Source organism: Micromonospora sp. U56, from assembly GCF_018070095.1.
GTDB classification, from domain to species: Bacteria; Actinomycetota; Actinomycetes; order Mycobacteriales; family Micromonosporaceae; genus Micromonospora; species Micromonospora purpureochromogenes.
In genome coordinates this window covers 1-19,311 of sequence record NZ_JAGPYL010000120.1, presented here as the reverse complement: position 1 = coordinate 19,311, position 19,311 = coordinate 1, and the positions used below count along the sequence as shown (strand labels likewise).

Here is a 19,311-nt window from a genome sequence, read left to right as displayed (position 1 = left end):
AACGCCTGGGTCGACCGGGAAGCCTCTGGTGGGAAGGACGGCAGGATCGGCGGAGGGTGCACCGGTGACGAACACGATCGTCCACATCGGCGGCTACACGGCGGCGAGCGGCGGGCGGGGGGACGGCATCATCGCTGCCCGCCGGGATCCCGGATCGGGGGAACTGACCCCGCTCGGCACCGTCGCGGTGACCGATTCGCCCTCCTTCCTCGTCCGGCATCCCGCCCTGCCCGTCCTCTACGCGGTGAACGAGCTGCCGGCGGGGCAGGTCAGCGCCTTCCGGGTGGGCGGCGACGGCGAGCTGACCCCGTTGGGCGTCCGGTCGACCGGCGGGGCCGACCCCTGCCACCTGGCGGTCGCGCCCGACGGGCGGCACCTCTTCGTGGCCAACTACGGCGGCGGGAGCGTGGCGGTCTTCCCGCTGGACGCCGACGGCGCGCCCGCCGAGCGCAGCGACCTGGTGGTGCACCAGGGGCACGGCCTCGACCCGGAGCGCCAGGAGCAGGCGCACTGCCACATGGTCTCCCCGGACCCGGGGGCCGGGCCGCTGCTCGCCGTCGACCTGGGCACCGACTCGATCTACCGGTACGACCTGGACGCCGGCCCGGGCCGGCTGGTGTCCCGCGAGCCCCGGATCCGTACCGCGGCCGGCACCGGGCCCCGTCACCTCGCCCGGCACCCCGACGGGCGGCGCTGCTGGGTGGCCGGCGAGCTGGACGCGACGGTCACCGCGTACGAGTCGACCCCGGACGGGGCGTTGCACCAGCGGGGACGGGTGGACGCCAGCGGGCGGACCGGGCACGTCCAGCCCTCCGAGATCGCGGTGGGGCCGGACGGGAGTTTCCTCTACGTCGGCAACCGGGGCGTGGGCACGATCTCGGTGTTCGCGCTGGACGCGGAGCTGCCCCGGCTGGTCGCCGAGGTCGACACCGGGGGCGAGTGGCCCCGGCACTTCGTGCTGATCGGGCCCCACCTCTACGTGGCGGACGAGCGGGCCGACATGGTCCGGGTGTTCCGGGTCGACCCCGGCTCGGGCGCGCCCGAGCCGCTCGGCGAACCGGTGCCGGTGCCGAGCCCGACCTGTGTCCTGGCCTGAGCGGTACTGTCCGGTGTGGATCGTGTCAACGGCGCGAGACTGACTGATCACTCACTGTGCCGAAAGAGCGATCAACTGTATCTCCTGCGTAACTTTCAACCGAACGGTTATGGCACTATCCGAACGAGATACGCAAGATGGTCAGCGTGTCTGGCCGCCATCGCATGCGTTCAAGTATCCGTGGAGCAGGAGCCGCTGCGGCGGCGACTGCGCTCGTCGTCGTGGTCGGGAGTACCTGGTTCGGTTACCAGCAGCTGGCCGGACCCTCCTGCTCCGGCGAGATCCAGCTGTCGGTGGCCGCCGCTCCCGAACTCGCCCCGGCGGTGCAGAAGGCCTCGGCGCAGTGGGTCGAGGACGGCGCGGCCGTGAGTGGCACCTGCATCGCGGTGAACGTGAGTGCCTCCGAGCCGGTGGACGTGGCGGCCGCGGTCGCCAGCAAGCACGGCGCCACTCTCGCGGGTGTCGGCCAGGCCAGCGGCACGGTGATCACGCCCGACGTCTGGATCCCGGACTCCTCCACCTGGCTGCTGCGGCTGAAGAACAACGGCGCCACCGCCTTCGCGCCGGGCAACGGCGCCTCCGTCGCCCGCAGCCCGGTGGTGGTGGCGATGCCGGAGCCGGTCGCCTCCCGCTTCGGCTGGCCGGACAAGAAGCTCGGCTGGACCGATCTGCTGAACGCGGTCAGCAAAGGCAAGGGGGGGCTGCGCGCCGGGATCGTCGAGCCGACCCAGGACGCGGCCGGCCTCTCCGGTCTGCTCTCCCTCACCGCCGCCGCGGGCGCCGCCGGCGGCGACACCCAGAAGGCGACCACCGGTGCGCTGCGGGCGCTGGCCACCGGCCGTTCCGCGCTGCGGCAGGATCTGCTCGCCCGCTTCCCGCGCGCCAACGACCCGACGTCCATCGCCAGCGGGCTCGGCGCTGCCGCGCTCTCCGAGGAAGACGTCATGGCGTACAACAGCACCAAGCCGCCGATCCCGCTGGCCGCGCTCTACCTGGAGCCGGCGCCGATGCCGCTGGACTACCCGTTCGCGGTGCTGCCCGGCATCGAGCCGGCCAAGCAGTCCGCCGCCAAGGTGCTCTTCGAACTGCTCACCACGCAGGGCTTCAAGAACCGGCTGGCCGCCCAGTCGCTGCGGGCCCCAGACGGCAACTGGGGCGACGGCTTCAAGGCGCCACAGGGGGCACCGAGCCCGGCCGGCGGTCAGGCGACCGCCCCGCCGGCGGGTGTCGGCGCCGCGGGTGGCCTGGACCCCTTCGCGATAGACCGTTCGCTCTCCGGCTGGTCCATCGCCACCCAGCCCGGTCGGATGCTCGCCGTCATCGACGTCTCCGGCTCCATGAAGACGAAGGTCCCCTCCGCCAACAACGCCACCCGGGAGCAGGTGACCGTGTCGGCGTCGAGCCAGGGTCTGCGGCTCTTCGACGACTCGTGGTCGATCGGTCTGTGGGTCTTCTCCACCGAGCTGGTGGGCTCGCGGGACTGGAAGGAGCTGGTGCCGATCAATCCCCTCTCCACCAACCGCGGTCAGTTGCAGCAGGCCCTCGCCGGGATCCAGCCCTCCAAGGGCAACACCGGCCTGTACGACACGATCCTCGAGGCGTACAAGACGGTGCAGCGCGGCTGGGAGCCTGGCCGGGTCAACTCGGTGGTCCTCTACACCGACGGCAAGAACGACGACAAGGACGGCATCAGCCAGGCCCAGCTGCTCAGCGAGCTGAAGCAGCTGAAGGACGCGGACCGGCCGGTGCAGGTGATCATCATCGGTATCGGCAACGACGTCTCCAAGACGGAGCTGAAGGCCATCACGGATGTCACCGGTGGCGGCCCCTTCGTCACCGAGGACCCGGCCAAGATCGGCGACATCTTCCTGAAGGGGATCGCGCTGCGCCCGAACGCGCCGCGCTGAGTCTTCGGACAGTGCGGGGAGCCGCCGCGCCGGAGGTTTCCGGTGCGGCGGTTCGCATTTCCGGTGTCCGGGCCGGCAGGCAAAGTGACGGCAATACGTCCGAATCAATCGGCGAGCATCATTGTCAGGCAGGATGTCCGGTACGCTCCGGCGTCGATGTCCCGCCCGGGACGGTCGTCGGCCGGAGCCGGTGCGCGCAATGTGGGGAGGCTGGGTGACCACTGCGACGCTGTCCACGTCGGCACGGATCCCGCGTGCCCCGGCCGGCCCGCCCACCGGCCCGGTCGCCCGCGCCGACCAGCGGGCGTACGTGCGGATCCTGGTGGTGCTCGACACCGCCGTGCTCTCCCTCGCCGTCCTGGTCGGGTACGCCGCCCGCTTCGGTGACCGGGCGCCGGTCGGCTCCGAGATCCCGTACGTGCTGGTGGCCCCCGGCCTGGTGCTCGCCTGGCTGCTCTCGCTGCGGATGCTGCGCTGCTACGACGACCGGGTGCTCGGCTACGGCGCCGACGAGTACCGGCGGGTGAGCGCGGCCAGCCTGCGGCTCGCCGGTGGCATCGCCATCGTCGGCTACATCGCCGCCGCCGACGTGTCCCGGGGTTTCCTGGGCATCTCGTTCGCCGTCGGCACCGTGGCGCTGGAGGTGAACAGGTTCGCCGCGCGCAAGCGGCTGCACCGGGCCCGGTATCGGGGTGCCGGCTGGTCCCGCCGGGTGCTGGTGGTCGGCGACACCGCCCACGTGCTGGAGCTCGTGCACACCCTGCGCCGCGAGCCGTACGCCGGCTATCAGGTGGTCGGTGCCTGCATCCCGGACGCGCTGCTCGCGCCGGTGCCGCAACGGCTCAGCGACGTGCCGGTGGTCGGCTCGCTGCGCGGCGTGCCCGAGGCGGCCGCCGCGATCGGCGCGGACACGGTCGCCGTCACCGCGTCCGGCGAGCTGACCGCGGCCCGGCTGCGCCGGCTGGGCTGGCAGTTGGAGGGGACCGGCATCGACCTGGTCGTCGCGCCGGCGCTCACCGACGTGGCCGGCCCCCGCATCCACACCCGGCCGGTCGCCGGGCTGCCGCTGATCCACGTCGAGGCGCCCGAGTTCCGGGGCGCCCGCAAGCTGGTCAAGGAGTTCGTCGACCGGGCCGCCGCCGCGCTGGCGGTGCTGCTCCTGCTGCCCCTGGGGGCGGCGGTCGCGCTGGCCATCCGGCTGGACAGCCGGGGCCCGGTGCTGTTCCGGCAGACCCGGGTCGGGCGGGGCGGCCGGGAGTTCGGCGTGCTGAAGTTCCGCACCATGGTGGTCAACGCCGACGCCCTCCTCGACGAGCTGGCCGTGCGCAACGAGACCGACGGGCTGATGTTCAAGATGCGCGACGACCCGCGGGTGACCCGGGTCGGGCGGCTGCTGCGCAAGTGGTCCCTCGACGAGCTGCCCCAGCTGGTCAACGTGCTGCTGGGGCAGATGAGCCTGGTCGGCCCCCGGCCGCCGCTGCCCTCCGAGGTGGCCCGCTACGACGGCGACGTGGCCCGGCGACTGCTGGTCAAGCCCGGGATGACCGGGCTCTGGCAGGTCAGCGGTCGCTCCGACCTGAGCTGGGAGGACGGCATCCGGCTCGACCTGTACTACGTCGAGAACTGGTCGCTCGCCGCCGACCTCACCATCCTCTGGAAGACCTTCGGCGCGGTGCTGCGGGGGCGCGGGGCGTACTGACCCGTCAGGGCTGCGGGCCGGTCCAGTCCAGGCAGACCACCACCGCGTCGTCGATCAGGTCGCCGGCGACGAACGCCCGCAGATCGCCCAGGAGCGACCGGACGGCGTCCAGCGGCTCCATCGGCCCGGTACGGCGCAGGAACCGGTCCAGCGCGGTCTCCCCGTACCGGACGTTCTGGCCGGTCGCATCGATCACGCCGTCGCTGAGCACGAAGAGCCGGTCGCCGCGGCGCAGCTCGAAACACTGCTCCTGGTAGTCGGTGCCCTCGAACATGCCGAGCGGGAACTGCTTCTCGAGCACGTGTTCGCTGATCTCCCCGTCGCGCAGTTGCACCAGGCGGGGCGATCCGGCGTCCACCACCGTCAGCTTCCCGGAGGCGAGGTCCAGCTCCATCAGCAGCGCGGAGAGGTGCTGCTCGCCCCGGTGCAGGGCGTAGATCGCCTGGTCCGCCAGGGCGGCCTGGTCGGCCAGCCCGAGCCCGCCCCGGCGGGCGTTGCGCAGCGCGTAGGTGGCCAGCGAGGTGAGCAGCGCGGCGGCCACCCCCTCACCCGACCCGTTGATCGTGGCGAGCCAGACCCGGTGCCCGTCGTCGGACCAGTCGAAGCTGTCGCCGCGCACCGCGTACGCCGGCTCCAGCTGACCGGCCAGGCTGAACGACGGGCGGATCCGGCTGCGGCCGGGCAGCAGCTCCCACTGCATCTCGGCGGCGAGGGTGAGTCGACGGGCCCGGCGGGACGCCCGGTAGATGTCGGTGCCGGCGGAGACGGCGGCGAGTTCGTGCCCGAGGGCGGTGGCGATGGCGGCGAGTTCCTCGACCTGGGCGGGGTCGTCGGCGACCGGGGCCAGGCGCAGCACCCCGCGCCGTTCGCCGCGCATGCCGACCGGGAACCAGCCGACGCCGCCGGCCACGATCGGCTCCTGGTGGTCGAAGCAGCGCCAGGCCGGGTGGCCGGGCTCGGTGATCGGATCCCCGTCACCCAGCGGCAGCAGCACCGAGAGGCGGTAGTCGACCTGGAAGAGTTCGCTCTCCGTGATCCTGAACGTCCGTTCCAGCTCGGTGGTGAGCCGGTCGAGCAGGAGGTCGGCCGGTGCCTCGACCAGCACCCGCCGGGCGTGATCGTCCGGTCCGCTCATCATCACTCCTCCTGACAGGGGCCGACCACCCGGTACTCCGGGTAGTCTCGGGCCCACCATGGCCGACGAACGTGGTCCCGCGGGACCGGAACTGAGTATGGCCGCCGAGCTCGACGGCGCGGCGGGTGCCCTGCTGTCGGTGTGGGAGGCGGCGCGGGAGGGCACCACCAGCCGCCTTTCCGCCGCTCAGCTGCGCGCGGTCATGGTGGTGGAGCGGCACGACGGGATCAACCTGCGCCGGCTCGCCACCCTGCTCGACATGCTGCTCTCCTCGGCCAGCCGGCTCTGCGACCGGCTGGTGGCGGCCGGCATGCTGGAGCGGGAGCCGGGCCGCGTCGACCGGCGGGAGATCTCCCTGCACCTGACCCCGGAGGCCCGGGGACTCCTCGCCGAGCTGCGCCGGGACCGGCGGCGGCGGCTCGCCGACGTGCTCGCCCGGATGAGCGACGAGGACCGCCAGGCCCTGCTGCGGGGAGTCCGGGAGTTCGACCGGGTCGCCCGCGACCTGGAGGAGTCGGCACCGCCGGTGGTGCCGTGGCAGGGCAGCGGCGTCCCGCCCCACGACGACGCGATCGGCGACCCGTCGGCGGCCCGCTCCGCCTGATCCTGACCCGCCGGGCGCCGTCACCGCCGGCCGTGGGTCAGCTCCGGGCCGGTCACGCCGGGGGCGCGGCGCAGACGGCGAGCATGGCGATGTCGTCGTGGCTCTGCCCGTCCAGCCAGTCCTCCACCACTTGAAGCAGGCGGTCGACCACGGCGCTCGGCGGCAGTCCCGCCGCCGAGGTGAGCGCCTCGCGCAGCCGTCGCTCGCCGAACATCTCCATCGCCGTCGGGCCGCCGCGCGCCTCGGTCACCCCGTCGGTGTACGCCAGCAGCAGCTCGCCCGGGGCCAGCCGCACCTCCGCCTCGGCGAAGGTCGCGGTGGTGAAGGCGCCGACCGGCATGCCACCGACCGGCACCGGGGTGGTGGTGCCGTCGGCGTGTACCAGCAGCGGGGCAGGGTGCCCGCCGCCGGCGACGCGTACCCGGGCCCCGCCGTCGGGGTCCGGCTCGGCGGTGCCGAGCAGCAGGGTGGTGACCTGGGCGCGCCGGGCGGCGTCCGGTGCGTCGAAGAGGGCCCGGTTGAGCAGCCGCATCAGCTCCACGGGGCGCTGCTCGACCAGGCGGAGCGTCTGCAACGACTGGCGCACCCGGCCGGTGAGCACGGCGGCCCCGACGCCCCTGCCGCAGACGTCGCCGAGAGCGAACATCCCGCCCCGCCCCGTACGGAACACGTCGTAGAAGTCGCCGCCGATGCGCAGGCTGTCCCCGGCGGCCCGGTAGCCGCCAGCCAGGGCGAGGCCGGGCAGGGGCGGAAGCTCCGGCGGCAGGAGGCTGTGCTGGAGCACCCGGGCCAGGTGGGCCTGCTCGCCGTAGAGCTGGGCGGCGGCGAGCGAGGCGCCGGCCCGGGCGGCGAACTCCCGGGCCAGCTCGACGTCGCGCTGGTCGAAGCCCGGGCGCTCGGCCCGGCGGACGAGGATCAGGGCGCCGCCCGGCCCGCCGGCGCCGGGCATCGGGCTGATCAGCACGGCGCCGGGGCGGCCGAACGAGTCGGGCAGCACCCCGGCCAGCTCGGCCAGCTCAGCGTCGAGCCAGGTGGTGGGCTCGGTGGCGGCACCGTCGAGCGCCTCGCCCAGGCCGGGGACGGAGCCGGTCAGCCCGGGGGAGCCGATGCCGGTGACCGGGGCCTGGTCGCCCTCGGCGTACCGGACCCAGTGCGGCCGGTCGGCGGCGGGCGGCGGGTGGTGGACGACCAGCGCGGCGTCGGCGAGGTACGGCACCGGCAGCGTGGCCGTGGCCCGCAGCGCCTGGTCCCGGTGCAGGGAGAGGCCGAGCCGACTGCCGGCCGGGGCGAGGAAGGCGGTGCGGGAGCGTTCGGCGCGGAGGGCGTCGGCGCGGGCCTGCTCCTCGGTGACGTCCCGGACGTAGCAGGCGCACCGGCCGGCGGCCAGCCGGCGGCAGACGCCCCGCAGCCGGCGGCCGCGGTGCTCGGTGTCGAAGGTCTCGGCTCCCCGCCGGACGGCGCTCGCCAGCGCCGGCACCGCGCAGCGCGCCAGGTCGGTCCCGGGGGTCAGCTCGGGCAGGAGTTCGCCCGCCGTCGCGTTGACCAGCGTGACGATCCCGGCGTGGTCGATGGTGACCACCGCCTCGGCGAGGCCGTCCAGCAGCTCGCGGGCGAGCCGGGGGTCGGCGGGCAGCGGCGCGTCGGAGGACGGTCGGCGCGGCGCGGGAGAAGCCTGCTCCCCGCTGCTGGCCGGTCCGACGGGCCCACCGCGACGGATGGTCGTCACCGCTGGTCGCCGGTCGCCTCGGCCTGTCGACCTGTGCGCATGCTGGTCGCGGACTCCTCGGACGGGAACGTTGCCTCAGGGCAAGGGTACCGAGGCGGACCGACGGCCGCCCATCCAGCAAGGTCGGCTCAGGGCCGGCCGGCCAGCCAACCGGACGGCCGGGCGATGATCCGGCGGACCACTGACCCGGCCCCACCGACCGCGGCCGACGCCGGGCCGAGCGCCGCCGCGCGGACCGTGACCGGCGACCAGGCGGCGGTGAGCACCCGGTCGGTCAGCTCGGCGAGGACCGGGGGGCGCAGCCAGGGCGCCAGGGTGGCGTATCCGCCCCCGAGGACCACGGTGTCCAGGTCCAGCAGGTTGACCACGCCGGCCACCGCCACCCCGAGGGCGGTGCCGGCCGCGCGCAGCGCGTCGAGGGTGGCCGGGTCGCCCGACTCGGCGAGGTCGGCCAGCCGGCGCGCCGCCGTGTCCGCCGGCAGGTCCGCCCCGGAGAGTCCGGCCGCGCCGAGGACGGCCTCCTGACCGGCGTACGTCTCCAGGCAGCCCCGCGCACCGCAGCGGCACCGTGGCCCGGCCGGGTCGACCGGTACGTGGCCCAGCTCGCCGCTCCAGCCCCGGGCGCCCCGGAACAGCGCGCCGTCGAGCACGATCCCGGCGCCGATGCCGATCTCGCCCGAGACGTGCAGGAAGCTGGCCGTCGCCGGGCCGGCGTGCAGCTCGCCGAGGGCGGCCAGGTTGGCCTCGTTGTCGACCACCAGCGCCGGCACCCCGTCGACCGGCCCGGCCAGCGGCGGATGCTCGGCGAGCAGGGCGGGGACGTCGACGTCGCGCCAGCCGAGGTTGGGCGCGAGCCGGACCAGGCCGTGGCCGTCGACCAGCCCCGGCACGGCCAGCGTGGCCCCGGCCAGGGTCAGCCCCTCCCGGTCGGCGGCGGCCCGGGCCCGCCCGGCCAGCTCGACCAGCCGGGCGAGCGCGTCGGCGGGGGCGACCGGGCGCAGGTCGGCCCGGCGTACCTCGTGGTGCCGGACGGTGCCGGCGAGGTCGACGACGCAGGCGGCCAGGTCGTCGACGTTGACCTCCAGCCCCAGCCCGGCCGGGCCGTCGGTGGCGAGGCGCAGCCCCCGGGCCGGGCGGCCCGCTCCGCCGCGCGGCGCGGGGTCGGCCTCGGTGACCAGGCGGCCGGTGATCAGGTCGTCCACCACGGCCGAGACGGTGGCCCGGGTGAGGCCGGTCTGGCCGGCGATGCCGGCCCGCGACGGCGGCTGGTCGGCGGCGGCGATCCGCCCGAGCACGACCGCGAGGTTGAGCTCGCGCAGGCTGCCCTGCCGGACCGCGCCCGCGGTGCTGGTGCTGGTCACCCCTTGACAGTGCCACAGCACGGTCATTTAATCCATCCATTGAACAAATTGCGGCGACACCACCGGAGGTCTGCCATGGCACCCCGTCCCACCCCCGCCGACAAGTTCTCCTTCGGGCTCTGGACGGTGGGCTGGCCGGCCCGCGACCCGTTCGGCGACGCCACCCGCGCTGAGCTGGACCCGGTGGAGGCGGTGCACCGCCTCGCCGAGCTGGGCGCGTACGGGATCACCTTTCACGACGACGACGTGGTCCCCTTCGGCGCGGACGCCACCGCCCGCGAGGCCCATCTTGCCCGGTTCCGCAAGGCACTCGACGAGACCGGCCTGGTCGTCCCGATGGTCACCACCAACCTCTTCACCCACCCCGTCTTCAAGGACGGCGGATTCACCAGCAACGACCGGGACGTGCGCCGGTACGCCCTGCGCAAGGTGCTGCGCAACGTCGACCTCGCCGCCGAGCTGGGCGCCCGCACCTTCGTGATGTGGGGCGGCCGGGAGGGTGCCGAGTACGACCTGGCCAAGGACGTCCGGGCCGCGCTGGACCGCTACCGCGAGGCGGTCGACCTGCTCTGCCAGTACGTCGTGGACTCCGGCTACGACCTGCGCTTCGCCCTCGAGCCCAAGCCCAACGAGCCGCGCGGCGACATCCTGCTGCCCACCATCGGGCACGCGCTGGCGTTCATCTCCACCCTCGCCCGTCCGGATCTGGTCGGCCTCAACCCGGAGGTCGGGCACGAGCAGATGGCCGGGCTGAACTTCGCGCACGGCATCGCGCAGGCGCTCTGGCAGGGCAAACTGTTCCACATCGACCTCAACGGCCAGCGGAGCATCAAGTACGACCAGGACCTGGTCTTCGGTCACGGTGACCTGCTCAACGCCTTCGCCCTGGTGGACCTGCTGGAGCACGGCGGCCCGGACGGCGGCCCCGCGTACGACGGGCCACGGCACTTCGACTACAAGCCCTCGCGCACCGAGGACTTCACCGGCGTGTGGGCCTCGGCGGAGGCGAACATGCGCACGTACCTGCTGCTCAAGGAGCGGGCCGCGGCGTTCCGGGCCGACCCGGAGGTGGCCGAGGCGCTGGCCGCCAGCAAGGTCGCCGAGCTGTCCACCCCGACGCTGAGCCCGGGGGAGGGGTACGCCGAACTGCTCGCCGACCGGTCCGCGTTCGAGGACGTGGACGTGGATGCGGTCGCGGCGCGGGGCTTCGGCTTCGTCCGGCTCAACCAGCTCGCCGTCGAGCACCTGCTCGGCGCGCGCTGAGGCGGGCCGCCGTGCCGCTCGTCGCCGGGGTCGACTCGTCCACCCAGTCCTGCAAGGTCGTGATCCGGGACGCGGCCACCGGGGCCCTGGTCCGGCAGGGCCGGGCGCCGCACCCGGACGGCACCGAGGTCGACCCGCGGGCCTGGTGGGACGCGCTGCGCACGGCGGTGGACGCCGCCGGCGGGCTGGCCGACGTCGCGGCGGTCTCGGTCGCCGGCCAGCAGCACGGCATGGTCTGCCTGGACGAGGCGGGCGAGGTGGTCCGGCCCGCCCTGCTCTGGAACGACACCCGCTCCGCCGACGCGGCCCGGGATCTGGTCGACGAGGCCGGCGGCGGGGTGGCGGGCCGCCGGTTCTGGGCCGAGGCGGTGGGCAGCGTGCCGGTGGCGAGCTTCACCGGCACCAAGCTGCGCTGGCTGGCCCGGCACGAGCCGGAGCGTGCGGCCCGGGTCGCGGCCGTCTGCCTGCCCCACGACTGGCTCACCTGGCGGCTGGCCGGCGCGCCCGGCCTGCCCGCGCTGCGCACCGACCGGGGCGACGCCAGCGGCACCGGCTACTGGTCGCCCCGCACCGGCGAGTACCGCCTCGACCTGCTGGAACAGGCCTTCGGGCGGGTGCTGGCGGTGCCGACGGTGCTCGGCCCGGCCGAGGCCGCCGGCGTCCTGGACCCGGCCACGCTGGGCGGCCCGGCGCCCGCGCCCGGCGCGGTCGGGGGCTCCCGGTTCGGCCCGTCCGGTGCCGCGCCCGGCGGGGCCGTGCTCGGCCCGGGCACCGGGGACAACGCGGCCGCCGCCCTCGGCGTCAGCGCCGGCCCGGGCGACGTGGTCGTCTCGATCGGCACCTCCGGCACCGTGTTCAGCGTGGCCGACGTGCCGGCCGCCGACCCGGGCGGCGCCGTCGCCGGGTTCGCCGACGCCACCGGCCGGTACCTGCCGCTGGTCTGCACCCTCAACGCCGCCCGGGTGCTGGACGCCGCCGCCGCGCTGCTCCGGGTCGGCCTCGACGAGCTGAGCGAGCTGGCGCTGTCCGCCCCACCCGGCGCCGACGGGCTGGTCATGGTCCCCTACCTGGAAGGGGAGCGGACGCCCGACCGGCCGCTGTCCACCGGCGCGCTGCACGGGCTCACCCTGCGTACCGCCACCCCGGCGCACCTGGCCCGGGCCGCCGTCGAGGGGATGCTCTGCGCGCTCGCCGACGGGCTGGACGCGCTCACCGCCCAGGGCGCCGACGCCCGGCGGGTGATCCTGGTCGGTGGCGGGGCCCGCTCGGCGGCGGTGCGCCGGATCGCCCCGCAGGTCTTCGGCCGGCCGGTGGTGGTGCCGCCGCCCGGCGAGTACGTCGCCGACGGGGCCGCTCGCCAGGCCGCCTGGGTCGCCCTCGGCGGCGCGGCGCCACCCGAGTGGGCCGACGCCGACACCCGGGAGTACGACGCCGAGCCCGTCCCCGCTGTCCGCGAGCGGTACGCCCAGGCCCGCGACCGGACCGTCGACCGGACGCCGGGCTGAGCGGGGCGGTGCCAACCCCGGTGACGCGACCGTGACCTCGCCCTGATTGGCTGCCGCACATGACCTTGACCAGGGGTGGGGCGGCGCGGTCCTGGGGCGGCGGCACGGCGCACCGGTTCTACAGCGTCGTGGTCTTCGTGGTGCTCGCCTCGCTGGACAACGTGGCGATCGGCCTGGTCCCGCCCCTGTACGGGCCGATCTCCGGGGCGCTGGGCGTGCCGCAGCGGCTGCTCGGGCTGGTCACCGCGGTCAGTTTCCTGGTCAGCGCGGTGGCGGCGGTGGCCTGGGCGTACGTGGGGGACCGGACGAACCGCAAGCCGCTGCTCATGGTCGGCACCCTGATCTGGGCGGCTGGCACCGGCGGCAGCGCGCTCGCCCAGGACTACCCGACCTTCCTGGCCGCGCAGCTGGTGGCCGCGGTCGGGCTCGGCGCGGTCGGCTCGGTCGGGTTCTCCGTCGTCACCGACCTGATCTCGCCCCGCCGCCGGGGGCTGGTGATGAGCTTCTGGGGGCTGTCGCAGGGAGTGGGGACGCTGGCCGGCACGCTCACCGGCGGCCTGCTGGGGGCCACCGACTGGCGGCGTCCGTTCCTGGCGCTCACTGTGGTCGGGCTGGCCGCCACCGTGGCCTATCTCTTCACGTACGACATCCGGCGCGGGCAGAGCGAGCCCGAGCTGGCCGGTGCGCTGAACGCCGGGGCCGAGTACGACTACCGGATCACCCGCGCCGACCTGCCCCGGATCCTGCACCGGCGGACCAACCGGTGGCTGATCCTGCAGGGCCTGACCGCGCAGGCGGCCTTCGGCTCGCTGGTCTGGCTGCCGGTGCTCTTCGCGCAACGGGCCGAGGCCCAGGGCTACTCGTCGGCGACCGCGGTGGTGGTGGGTAGCGTCTTCGCCACGCTGTTCCAACTCGGCGGAGTGTTCTCCATCGTCGGCGGACTGGCCGGCGACGCGCTGCAACGGCGTACCCGGAGGGGACGGGCCCTGGTCGCGGCGGTGGGCATCCTCGCGGCCGTGCCGTTCTATCTGGTCCTCTTCTTCGTGCCGATCCGCATCGTGGTGCCCGACGGGGCGGGCGGCGGGGCGGTGGTCCGGGCGGTGCTGGCCAGCGTGCTGACCGAGCCGACGGTCGGGTTGAGCCTGCTCACCGCCGTGGTCGCGTTGGCGCTGACCTCGGCCAACTCGCCGAACTGGTTCGCCCTGATCGCCGACGTCAACCCGCCCGAGCACCGGGGCACCGTCTACAGCCTGGGCAACCTGGTCAACGGGGTGGGCCGGGCGGCCGGCAACGGCCTGGTCGGGGTGGCCTTCCACACCCTGCGGGCGGCCTTCCCGCCGCCGCTGAACTACGCCGTCGGGCTGGCCGTCTTCCAGCTCTTCTTCATCCCCACCGGCCTGATGTACTGGCGGGCCTCCCGTTCCTCGCCGGAGGACATCGAGGCGGTGCACGACCTGCTGCACGCCCGCGCCGACCGCCTCTGACTGTCCGCCGCCGGGTTGTGCCGTGCCTTCCGAGGACGGCACGCGCCGGGTCGAATCGGGTTGGGCTGCGCGGCGCTGGTGCTGGGGCTGGGCCGCCGGATCTACTGGGCCGGGTGGCCCCAGGACGCTACAGACCTGATGTCGTAGACGATTCAGGCCGGCCGGACGTCGTAGACGATGCAGACCGCCCTCCACCGAGAGGGCCCGACACGTCCGGCAGCGTGCCCCGGGACACGGACCCCCGCCGCGACCCCGACGCGCACACCTGTCCCGTCGGCGACGGGGTAGCGCGAGGGCTCTGGCTCCGCCGACCGTGCCGGGACTCGGGCCCGTGCTGGTGCGCTGCCGGCGGGGAGCAGGGCTGAGTCGTTTACGACATCAGCTCTGTAGCGAATCAACTGGCAGCTGGGGTGGACCGGGTGCAGCGTGTCGGCAGTGCCCGGCCGCCGTGCCCGGTGCCCCGCCGTGCCCGAGCCGCCGCGCCCCAACGATCGGCGTGCCGGGTGACATGGCCTGGACCTGCCGACGCCGACAGGCGACAGGCGACAGCGGCAGTTCTGCCCGAGCCGGCCCGCCGGCCCCGCGGACGAGCGCGGGGCCGGCGGGAGCGGCAGTGGTCAGGCGCGGACCCAGACCGTCACGTCGGTGGGGACCCGCCCGTCGGCGTCCAGCGGGGCGCTGCTGTGCAGCACCTCCCCGACCGGCGCCGGGACGGCTGCCGCGCCGAAGTTGGTCAGCACGGTGAGCCCGCCGTTGCGGAAGGTCAGCACCTCGTCGCCGGAGGAGAGCCACTGCAGCGGACCCCGGGCCAGCCCGTGCTCGCGCCGCAGCCGCAGCGCCGTCCGGTACATCTCGTACGTCGAGCCGGGCACCCCGCGCTGCCGGTCGAGGGCGTACTCGGCCCACAGCGGCGGTTGCGGCAGCCAGCTGGCGTCGGTCGGCCCGAAGCCGTACGACGGGGCGTCGGCCTCCCACGGGATCGGCACCCGGCAGCCGTCGCGGCCGCGCTGGGTGTGGCCGCTGCGCTCCCAGGTCGGGTCCTGCCGGACCTCGTCCGGCAGCGTGGTGTGCTCCGGCAGGCCCAGCTCCTCACCCTGGTAGAGGTAGGCGGAGCCGGGCAGGGCCAGCATCAGCAGGCTGGCCGCGCGGGCCCGGCGCAGGCCGAGCGCGGCGTCCGGCTGCGGGTCGCCGATGCCGATGCCGTTCGGCCGGCCGCCGCCGACGGTCAGGCCGAGCCGGGAGGCGTGCCGCACCACGTCGTGGTTGGAGAGCACCCAGGTGGTCGGCGCGCCGACGCTGTCGGTGGCCTCCAGCGAGCGGGTGATCACCGCGTACTGGGCGGGCGCGGTCCACGAGGCGAGCAGGTACTCGAAGTTGAACGCCTGGTGCATCTCGTCCGGGCGGACGTAGCGGGCCAGCCGCTCCGCCGGCTCCACCCACGCCTCGGCGACCAGGACCCGCTCGCCCGGGTACGAGTCGAGCAGCCGGCGCCAGTCCCGGTAGATCTCGTGCACGCCGTCCTGGTCCCACATCGGGGGCAGCGGCTTCGCCACCTCGTTGCCGGAGAGGATCTCCTGCGGCTCCTGCCAGTCGCCCAGGTCGGCCTGCTTGATCAGGCCGTGCGCCACGTCGACCCGGAAGCCGTCGACGCCGCGGTCCAGCCAGAACCGCAGCACGTCCAGGAACTCCTCGCGGACCTCCGGGCTGTCCCAGTTCAGGTCGGGCTGGCCGGTGTCGAACAGGTGCAGGTACCACTGGCCGGGCCGGCCGTCGGGGTCGGTGACCCGGGTCCAGGCGGGGCCGCCGAAGACGCTCTGCCAGTCGTTCGGGGGCTGGTCGCCGTCCGGGCCGAGACCGTCTCGGAAGATGTAGCGGGCCCGCTCCGGGCTGCCCGGGGCGGCGGCCAGGGCGGCGGTGAACCACTGGTGCGCCGAGGAGGTGTGGTTGGGCACCAGGTCGACGATCACCCGCAGACCCTTGGCGCGGGCCTCGGCGATCAGCTTGTCGGCGTCCTCCAGCCGCCCGAAGAGCGGGTCGACGTCCCGGTAGTCGGCCACGTCGTACCCGGCGTCGGCCTGCGGCGACGGGTAGAACGGCGACAGCCAGACGGCGTCCACGCCCAGTTCGGCGAGGTGGCCGAGCCGGGCGGTGATGCCCGGCAGGTCACCGACGCCGTCGCCGTCGGAGTCGGCGAACGAGCGCGGGTAGATCTGGTAGATGACGGCCTCGGTCCACCACCCGGTGGCCGGGCCACCGGACTGTTCCTGCTGCCTCGCGTCGGTGTTCAGAGCCTTCTCCCTGTGTCGAGCCGTGGTGCGGTCGAATCCGTTCAGTGTGCCCGCGGTGGTGCGGTCGATTCACGCACCACCAGCCGAGTGGGCAGGATCACCGGGGGGATCGGCGGGTCGTCCCGACCGCCGCCGATCCGCTGGTCGGGGACCCGGCCGGCGTACGGGCCGGTGGTGCGGGTGCCGAGCGGGTCGAGCAGCAGCCTTGCGGCGAGCCGGCCCTGCTCGGCGGCGGGCTGGGCGATGGTGCTGAGCCCGAGCACGCTGGCCAGGTCGTGGTCGTCGACGCCGATCACGCTGACGTCCTGCGGCACCCGCAGCCCGGCGTCGCGCAGCGCGGTGATCGCGCCCATCGCCATCTCGTCGCAGGCGGCGAAGATCGCGGTCGGCGGCTCCCCCCGGGAGAGCAGCTCGGCGGTGGCCCGGTTGCCGCCGTCGATGGTGAACTGCGACTCGATGTCGAGGCTGGGGTCGGGGCGGATCCCGGCCGCCCGCAACGCCTCCCGGTAGCCCCGGCGCCGGTCCAGGTGGGTGGTGAAGGCCAGTTCGTCGTCCGGGTCGCCGGAGATGTGGGCGATCCGGCGGTGCCCCAGGTCGAGCAGGTGCCGGGTGGCGGTGCGCGCGGCGGCCACGTCGTCGATCCGGACGCAGGGCCAGCCGGGCACCACGGTGCCGGAGCTGATGGTGATCCCGGGCAGGTCCAGCGCGCCCAGCGCGGTCAGGTCGGCCGGCCGCAGGGGCGTGGCGACCAGCATGATGGCGTCGACGCGCTTGTGCAGGTTGGCGTTGCGCAGCACCCGCTGCCGGATCTGCTCCCGGCCGCCCAGGTTGTACAGGAGCAGGTCGTACCCGGCCTGGTGGAGGAACTCCTCGACCGCCTCCACGACGGTGCCGAAGAACCAGCGGGTGATCCGGGGGACCACCACGGCCACCGTCCCGGTCCGGCCGCCGGCCAGCCGCGAGGCGCTCGGCGAGACGGCGTACTGGAGCTGCTCGGCGGCGGCGAGCACCCGGCGGCGCGTCGCGGCCGACACCGTCGGCAGGCCGCGCAGCGCCCGGGAGACGGTGGCGGTCGAGACCCCGGCGAGTCGGGCGACGTCATCAATCTTCGTCACGATGTTCCCCCGCTCCGTGGCCGTGACCGCCGCCGCCCGGGGAAGGGCGGCGGCGGCACCAGGCCTCAGCCCTTGACGCTGCCGGCGAGCAGGCCGCGGACGAAGTAGCGCTGCAGGGACAGGAACACGATCAGCGGTACGACGATCGAGACGAACGCGCCCGCCGTCAGCCGCTGCCACTCGTTGCCCCGGGTGCCGGCCATCTCGGCCAGCCGGACGGTCAGCGGGGCGGTCTCGTTGCCGCCCCCGGCGAAGATCAGCGCGACCAGCAGGTCGTTCCAGACCCAGAGGAACTGGAAGATGCCGAAGGCCGCCAGGGCCGGGGTGATCAGCGGCAGGACGATGGTGCGGAAGATCTTGGGGTGGGTGGCCCCGTCGACCCGGGCCGCCTCCATCAGGTCCCTGGGCAGCTGCGAGATGAAGTTGTGCAGCAGGAACACCGCGAAGGGCAGCGCGAAGCAGGTGTGCGCGAACCACACCTGGGCGAACTTCTGCTCGTCCACCAGGTCCCAGGCCGGCATCAGGGTGACGCCGGCGACGGTGACGCCGGTGGAGAAGAACTTCAGCAGCGGCACCAGCGCCATCTGCAACGGGACGATCTGCAACGCGAAGATCGCGATGTAGAGCCAGTCCCGGCCCTTGAAGTTGATCCAGGCCAGCGCGTACGCGGCGAGCGACGCGAAGGCGAGCGGGAACAGCACCGAGGGGATGGTGATGGCCAGCGAGTTGATGAAGTAGCTGGCGAGCTGACCCGAGGAGGACGAGCTGCCGAAGAGCACCTCCTGGTAGTTCTCCAGGGTGAACTGCGGGTTGGTGAAGAACGTCCACCAGCCCGTGCTCTTGATCTCGTCCTCCGGCCGGAACGAGGACACGAAGAGGCCGAAGGTCGGGATCGTCCAGAGCAGCGCGATGACGATCGAGATCAGCGTGGCCGTACGGCTGTTCAGCCGCTTGCGGACGCGTCCGGCGGTGGTGGTCTTCCCGGTGGCCTGGGTGCCGGCCGGGACCGTGGGCGTGGCGGTGCTCATCTCAGCCCTCCCGCTGCTGACGCAGGTTGCGGATCTGGTAGATCACGATCGGGACCACCAGGATGAACAGGAAGACGGCCAGCGCCGAGCCCTGCCCGTTCTGGCCGTACCGGAACGCCTGGTTGTACATCTCGTTGGCGATCACGCTGGTGTCGTAGTTGCCGTTGGTCGCGGTCCGGACGATGTCGAAGACCTTGAGCGTGGCGATCGACAGCGTCACCACCACCACGATCAGCGCGGGCCGGATGCTCGGCATGGTGATCTGCCAGAACATCTGCCAGGGGGTGACCCCGTCGAGGCGGGCGGCCTCCACGATGTCCGCCGGGATCGCCTTGATCGCGGCGGAGAGCACCACCATGGCGAAGCCGGCCTGGATCCACACCATGATCACGATCAGCAGCAGCGTGTTCAGCGGCGACTCCAGCAGCCACTGCTTCGGCTCGCCGCCGAGGCTGACCACGATCTGGTTCAGCAGGCCGATCTGCTCCTGGCCGTCGCCGCGGTAGGCGTAGACGAACTTCCAGATGATGCTGGCGCCGACGAACGAGATCGCCATCGGCAGGAAGATCAGCGACTTGGCGACCGCCTCGAACCTGGCCTTGTCCACCATCACGGCGTAGAGCAGGCCGAACGAGGTGGCCACCAGCGGGACCAGCAGCACCCAGACCAGGGTGTTGAGCAGGACCCGGACGATCGAGTCCTCGGAGAACATCCAGCCGTAGTTGCGCAGGCCCACCCAGTCGTTGCTGCCGGCATCCATGAAGGAGAGCAGCGTGGTCCGGATCGCCGGCACCACCAGCCCGATGGCGAGCAGCAGCAGCGTCGGCAGCAGGAAGAACAGGGCGAACAGCCCCTCCCGCGGCTTGACCCGGCGGGGCAGTGGACCGCCGCTCGCCGCCGCAGCGACCAGCTTCTCCTCCCGACGGCGGGCGAACCAGGCCGGCACCACGTCGAGGAGCAGGAGCAGACCGCCCACCACCGCGACGAAAGCGATCAGCCCGTACATCAGCATGAGGAACTTCGGCTGTTCCTCCGCGAAGTCGAACTCCATCGACCCTCCTTCAAGGGCTCGGTTGAGGGCGGTGGTGCGGGGGGGGGGC

The 19,311-nt window shown here is 74.0% G+C and carries 14 protein-coding genes; 7 read left to right on the top strand and 7 right to left on the bottom strand.

The window, feature by feature from the left end; all coding sequences use genetic code 11:
* Positions 1-64 precede the first annotated feature (64 nt).
* From KBX37_RS28020 to KBX37_RS28010, 3 genes are all read left to right on the top strand, one after another.
* Positions 65-1,096: a lactonase family protein gene (locus KBX37_RS28020; RefSeq protein WP_210778900.1), complete on the top strand. Its 1,032-nt coding sequence runs from the start codon at positions 65-67 to the stop codon at positions 1,094-1,096.
* Between the two features lie 164 nt (positions 1,097-1,260).
* Entirely contained in the window at positions 1,261-3,003 is a 1,743-nt protein-coding gene (locus KBX37_RS28015) for a substrate-binding domain-containing protein (protein ID WP_210778899.1), read from the top strand.
* A 214-nt stretch (positions 3,004-3,217) separates the two neighbouring features.
* A complete protein-coding gene (locus tag KBX37_RS28010) occupies positions 3,218-4,702 on the top strand; it encodes a sugar transferase (RefSeq protein ID WP_374103917.1) in 1,485 nt (494 codons plus the stop codon).
* A gap of 4 nt (positions 4,703-4,706) precedes the next feature.
* Here the strand turns inward: KBX37_RS28010 and KBX37_RS28005 are convergent, their stop codons facing one another.
* The gene (locus KBX37_RS28005) at positions 4,707-5,837 is read right to left on the bottom strand and encodes a PP2C family protein-serine/threonine phosphatase (protein WP_210778897.1); all 1,131 of its coding nucleotides are present in this window, start codon (positions 5,835-5,837) and stop codon (positions 4,707-4,709) included.
* Positions 5,838-5,895: 58 nt separating this feature from the next.
* Between KBX37_RS28005 and KBX37_RS28000 the strand changes: the two genes are divergently transcribed.
* Complete coding sequence (locus KBX37_RS28000) at positions 5,896-6,441, top strand: MarR family winged helix-turn-helix transcriptional regulator (RefSeq protein WP_247659142.1); 546 nt, start codon at positions 5,896-5,898, stop codon at positions 6,439-6,441.
* 52 nt (positions 6,442-6,493) lie between these two features.
* Here KBX37_RS28000 and KBX37_RS27995 read toward each other — a convergent pair whose 3' ends face one another.
* Positions 6,494-8,167 carry a PP2C family protein-serine/threonine phosphatase gene (locus KBX37_RS27995; protein WP_210778896.1) on the bottom strand — a complete coding sequence of 558 codons (1,674 nt, stop codon included), beginning with the start codon at positions 8,165-8,167 and terminating at the stop codon, positions 6,494-6,496.
* Positions 8,168-8,295: 128 nt separating this feature from the next.
* Positions 8,296-9,555 carry an ROK family protein gene (locus tag KBX37_RS27990; RefSeq protein WP_210778895.1) on the bottom strand — a complete coding sequence of 420 codons (1,260 nt, stop codon included), beginning with the start codon at positions 9,553-9,555 and terminating at the stop codon, positions 8,296-8,298.
* 48 nt (positions 9,556-9,603) lie between these two features.
* Here KBX37_RS27990 and xylA point away from each other — a divergent pair, with 48 nt between their 5' ends.
* The 3 genes from xylA to KBX37_RS27975 are packed head-to-tail and all read left to right on the top strand — an operon-like array spanning position 9,604 to position 13,780.
* Positions 9,604-10,791: a xylose isomerase gene (gene xylA / locus KBX37_RS27985; protein WP_210778894.1), complete on the top strand. Its 1,188-nt coding sequence runs from the start codon at positions 9,604-9,606 to the stop codon at positions 10,789-10,791.
* Positions 10,792-10,802: 11 nt separating this feature from the next.
* Positions 10,803-12,296: a xylulokinase gene (xylB, locus tag KBX37_RS27980; RefSeq protein WP_210778893.1), complete on the top strand. Its 1,494-nt coding sequence runs from the start codon at positions 10,803-10,805 to the stop codon at positions 12,294-12,296.
* 59 nt (positions 12,297-12,355) lie between these two features.
* A complete protein-coding gene (locus KBX37_RS27975) occupies positions 12,356-13,780 on the top strand; it encodes an MFS transporter (RefSeq protein WP_210778892.1) in 1,425 nt (474 codons plus the stop codon).
* A 617-nt stretch (positions 13,781-14,397) separates the two neighbouring features.
* Here KBX37_RS27975 and KBX37_RS27970 read toward each other — a convergent pair.
* From KBX37_RS27970 to KBX37_RS27955, 4 genes are all read right to left on the bottom strand, one after another.
* Positions 14,398-16,068 carry an alpha-amylase family glycosyl hydrolase gene (locus KBX37_RS27970; RefSeq protein ID WP_210778901.1) on the bottom strand — a complete coding sequence of 557 codons (1,671 nt, stop codon included), beginning with the start codon at positions 16,066-16,068 and terminating at the stop codon, positions 14,398-14,400.
* A gap of 41 nt (positions 16,069-16,109) precedes the next feature.
* The gene (locus KBX37_RS27965) at positions 16,110-17,183 is read right to left on the bottom strand and encodes a LacI family DNA-binding transcriptional regulator (RefSeq protein WP_210778891.1); all 1,074 of its coding nucleotides are present in this window, start codon (positions 17,181-17,183) and stop codon (positions 16,110-16,112) included.
* A gap of 65 nt (positions 17,184-17,248) precedes the next feature.
* Positions 17,249-18,211, bottom strand: a complete 963-nt coding sequence (locus KBX37_RS27960) for a carbohydrate ABC transporter permease (protein WP_154942333.1) — start codon at positions 18,209-18,211, stop codon at positions 17,249-17,251.
* Position 18,212: 1 nt separating this feature from the next.
* Positions 18,213-19,262, bottom strand: a complete 1,050-nt coding sequence (locus KBX37_RS27955) for a carbohydrate ABC transporter permease (RefSeq protein WP_210778890.1) — start codon at positions 19,260-19,262, stop codon at positions 18,213-18,215.
* Positions 19,263-19,311 lie beyond the last annotated feature (49 nt).

What these genes read in the sequence shown, in the direction of transcription:
- KBX37_RS28000 (WP_247659142.1), top strand. Translation starts at nt 5,896, where the DNA reads ATGGCCGACGAACGTGGTCCCGCGGGACCGGAACTGAGTATGGCCGCC.
- KBX37_RS27990 (WP_210778895.1), bottom strand. Translation starts at nt 9,555, where the DNA reads ATGACCGTGCTGTGGCACTGTCAAGGGGTGACCAGCACCAGCACCGCG.
- KBX37_RS28005 (WP_210778897.1), bottom strand. Translation starts at nt 5,837, where the DNA reads ATGAGCGGACCGGACGATCACGCCCGGCGGGTGCTGGTCGAGGCACCG.
- KBX37_RS27975 (WP_210778892.1), top strand. Translation starts at nt 12,356, where the DNA reads ATGACCTTGACCAGGGGTGGGGCGGCGCGGTCCTGGGGCGGCGGCACG.
- xylA (WP_210778894.1), top strand. Translation starts at nt 9,604, where the DNA reads ATGGCACCCCGTCCCACCCCCGCCGACAAGTTCTCCTTCGGGCTCTGG.
- KBX37_RS27960 (WP_154942333.1), bottom strand. Translation starts at nt 18,211, where the DNA reads ATGAGCACCGCCACGCCCACGGTCCCGGCCGGCACCCAGGCCACCGGG.
- KBX37_RS28015 (WP_210778899.1), top strand. Translation starts at nt 1,261, where the DNA reads ATGCGTTCAAGTATCCGTGGAGCAGGAGCCGCTGCGGCGGCGACTGCG.
- KBX37_RS27955 (WP_210778890.1), bottom strand. Translation starts at nt 19,262, where the DNA reads ATGGAGTTCGACTTCGCGGAGGAACAGCCGAAGTTCCTCATGCTGATG.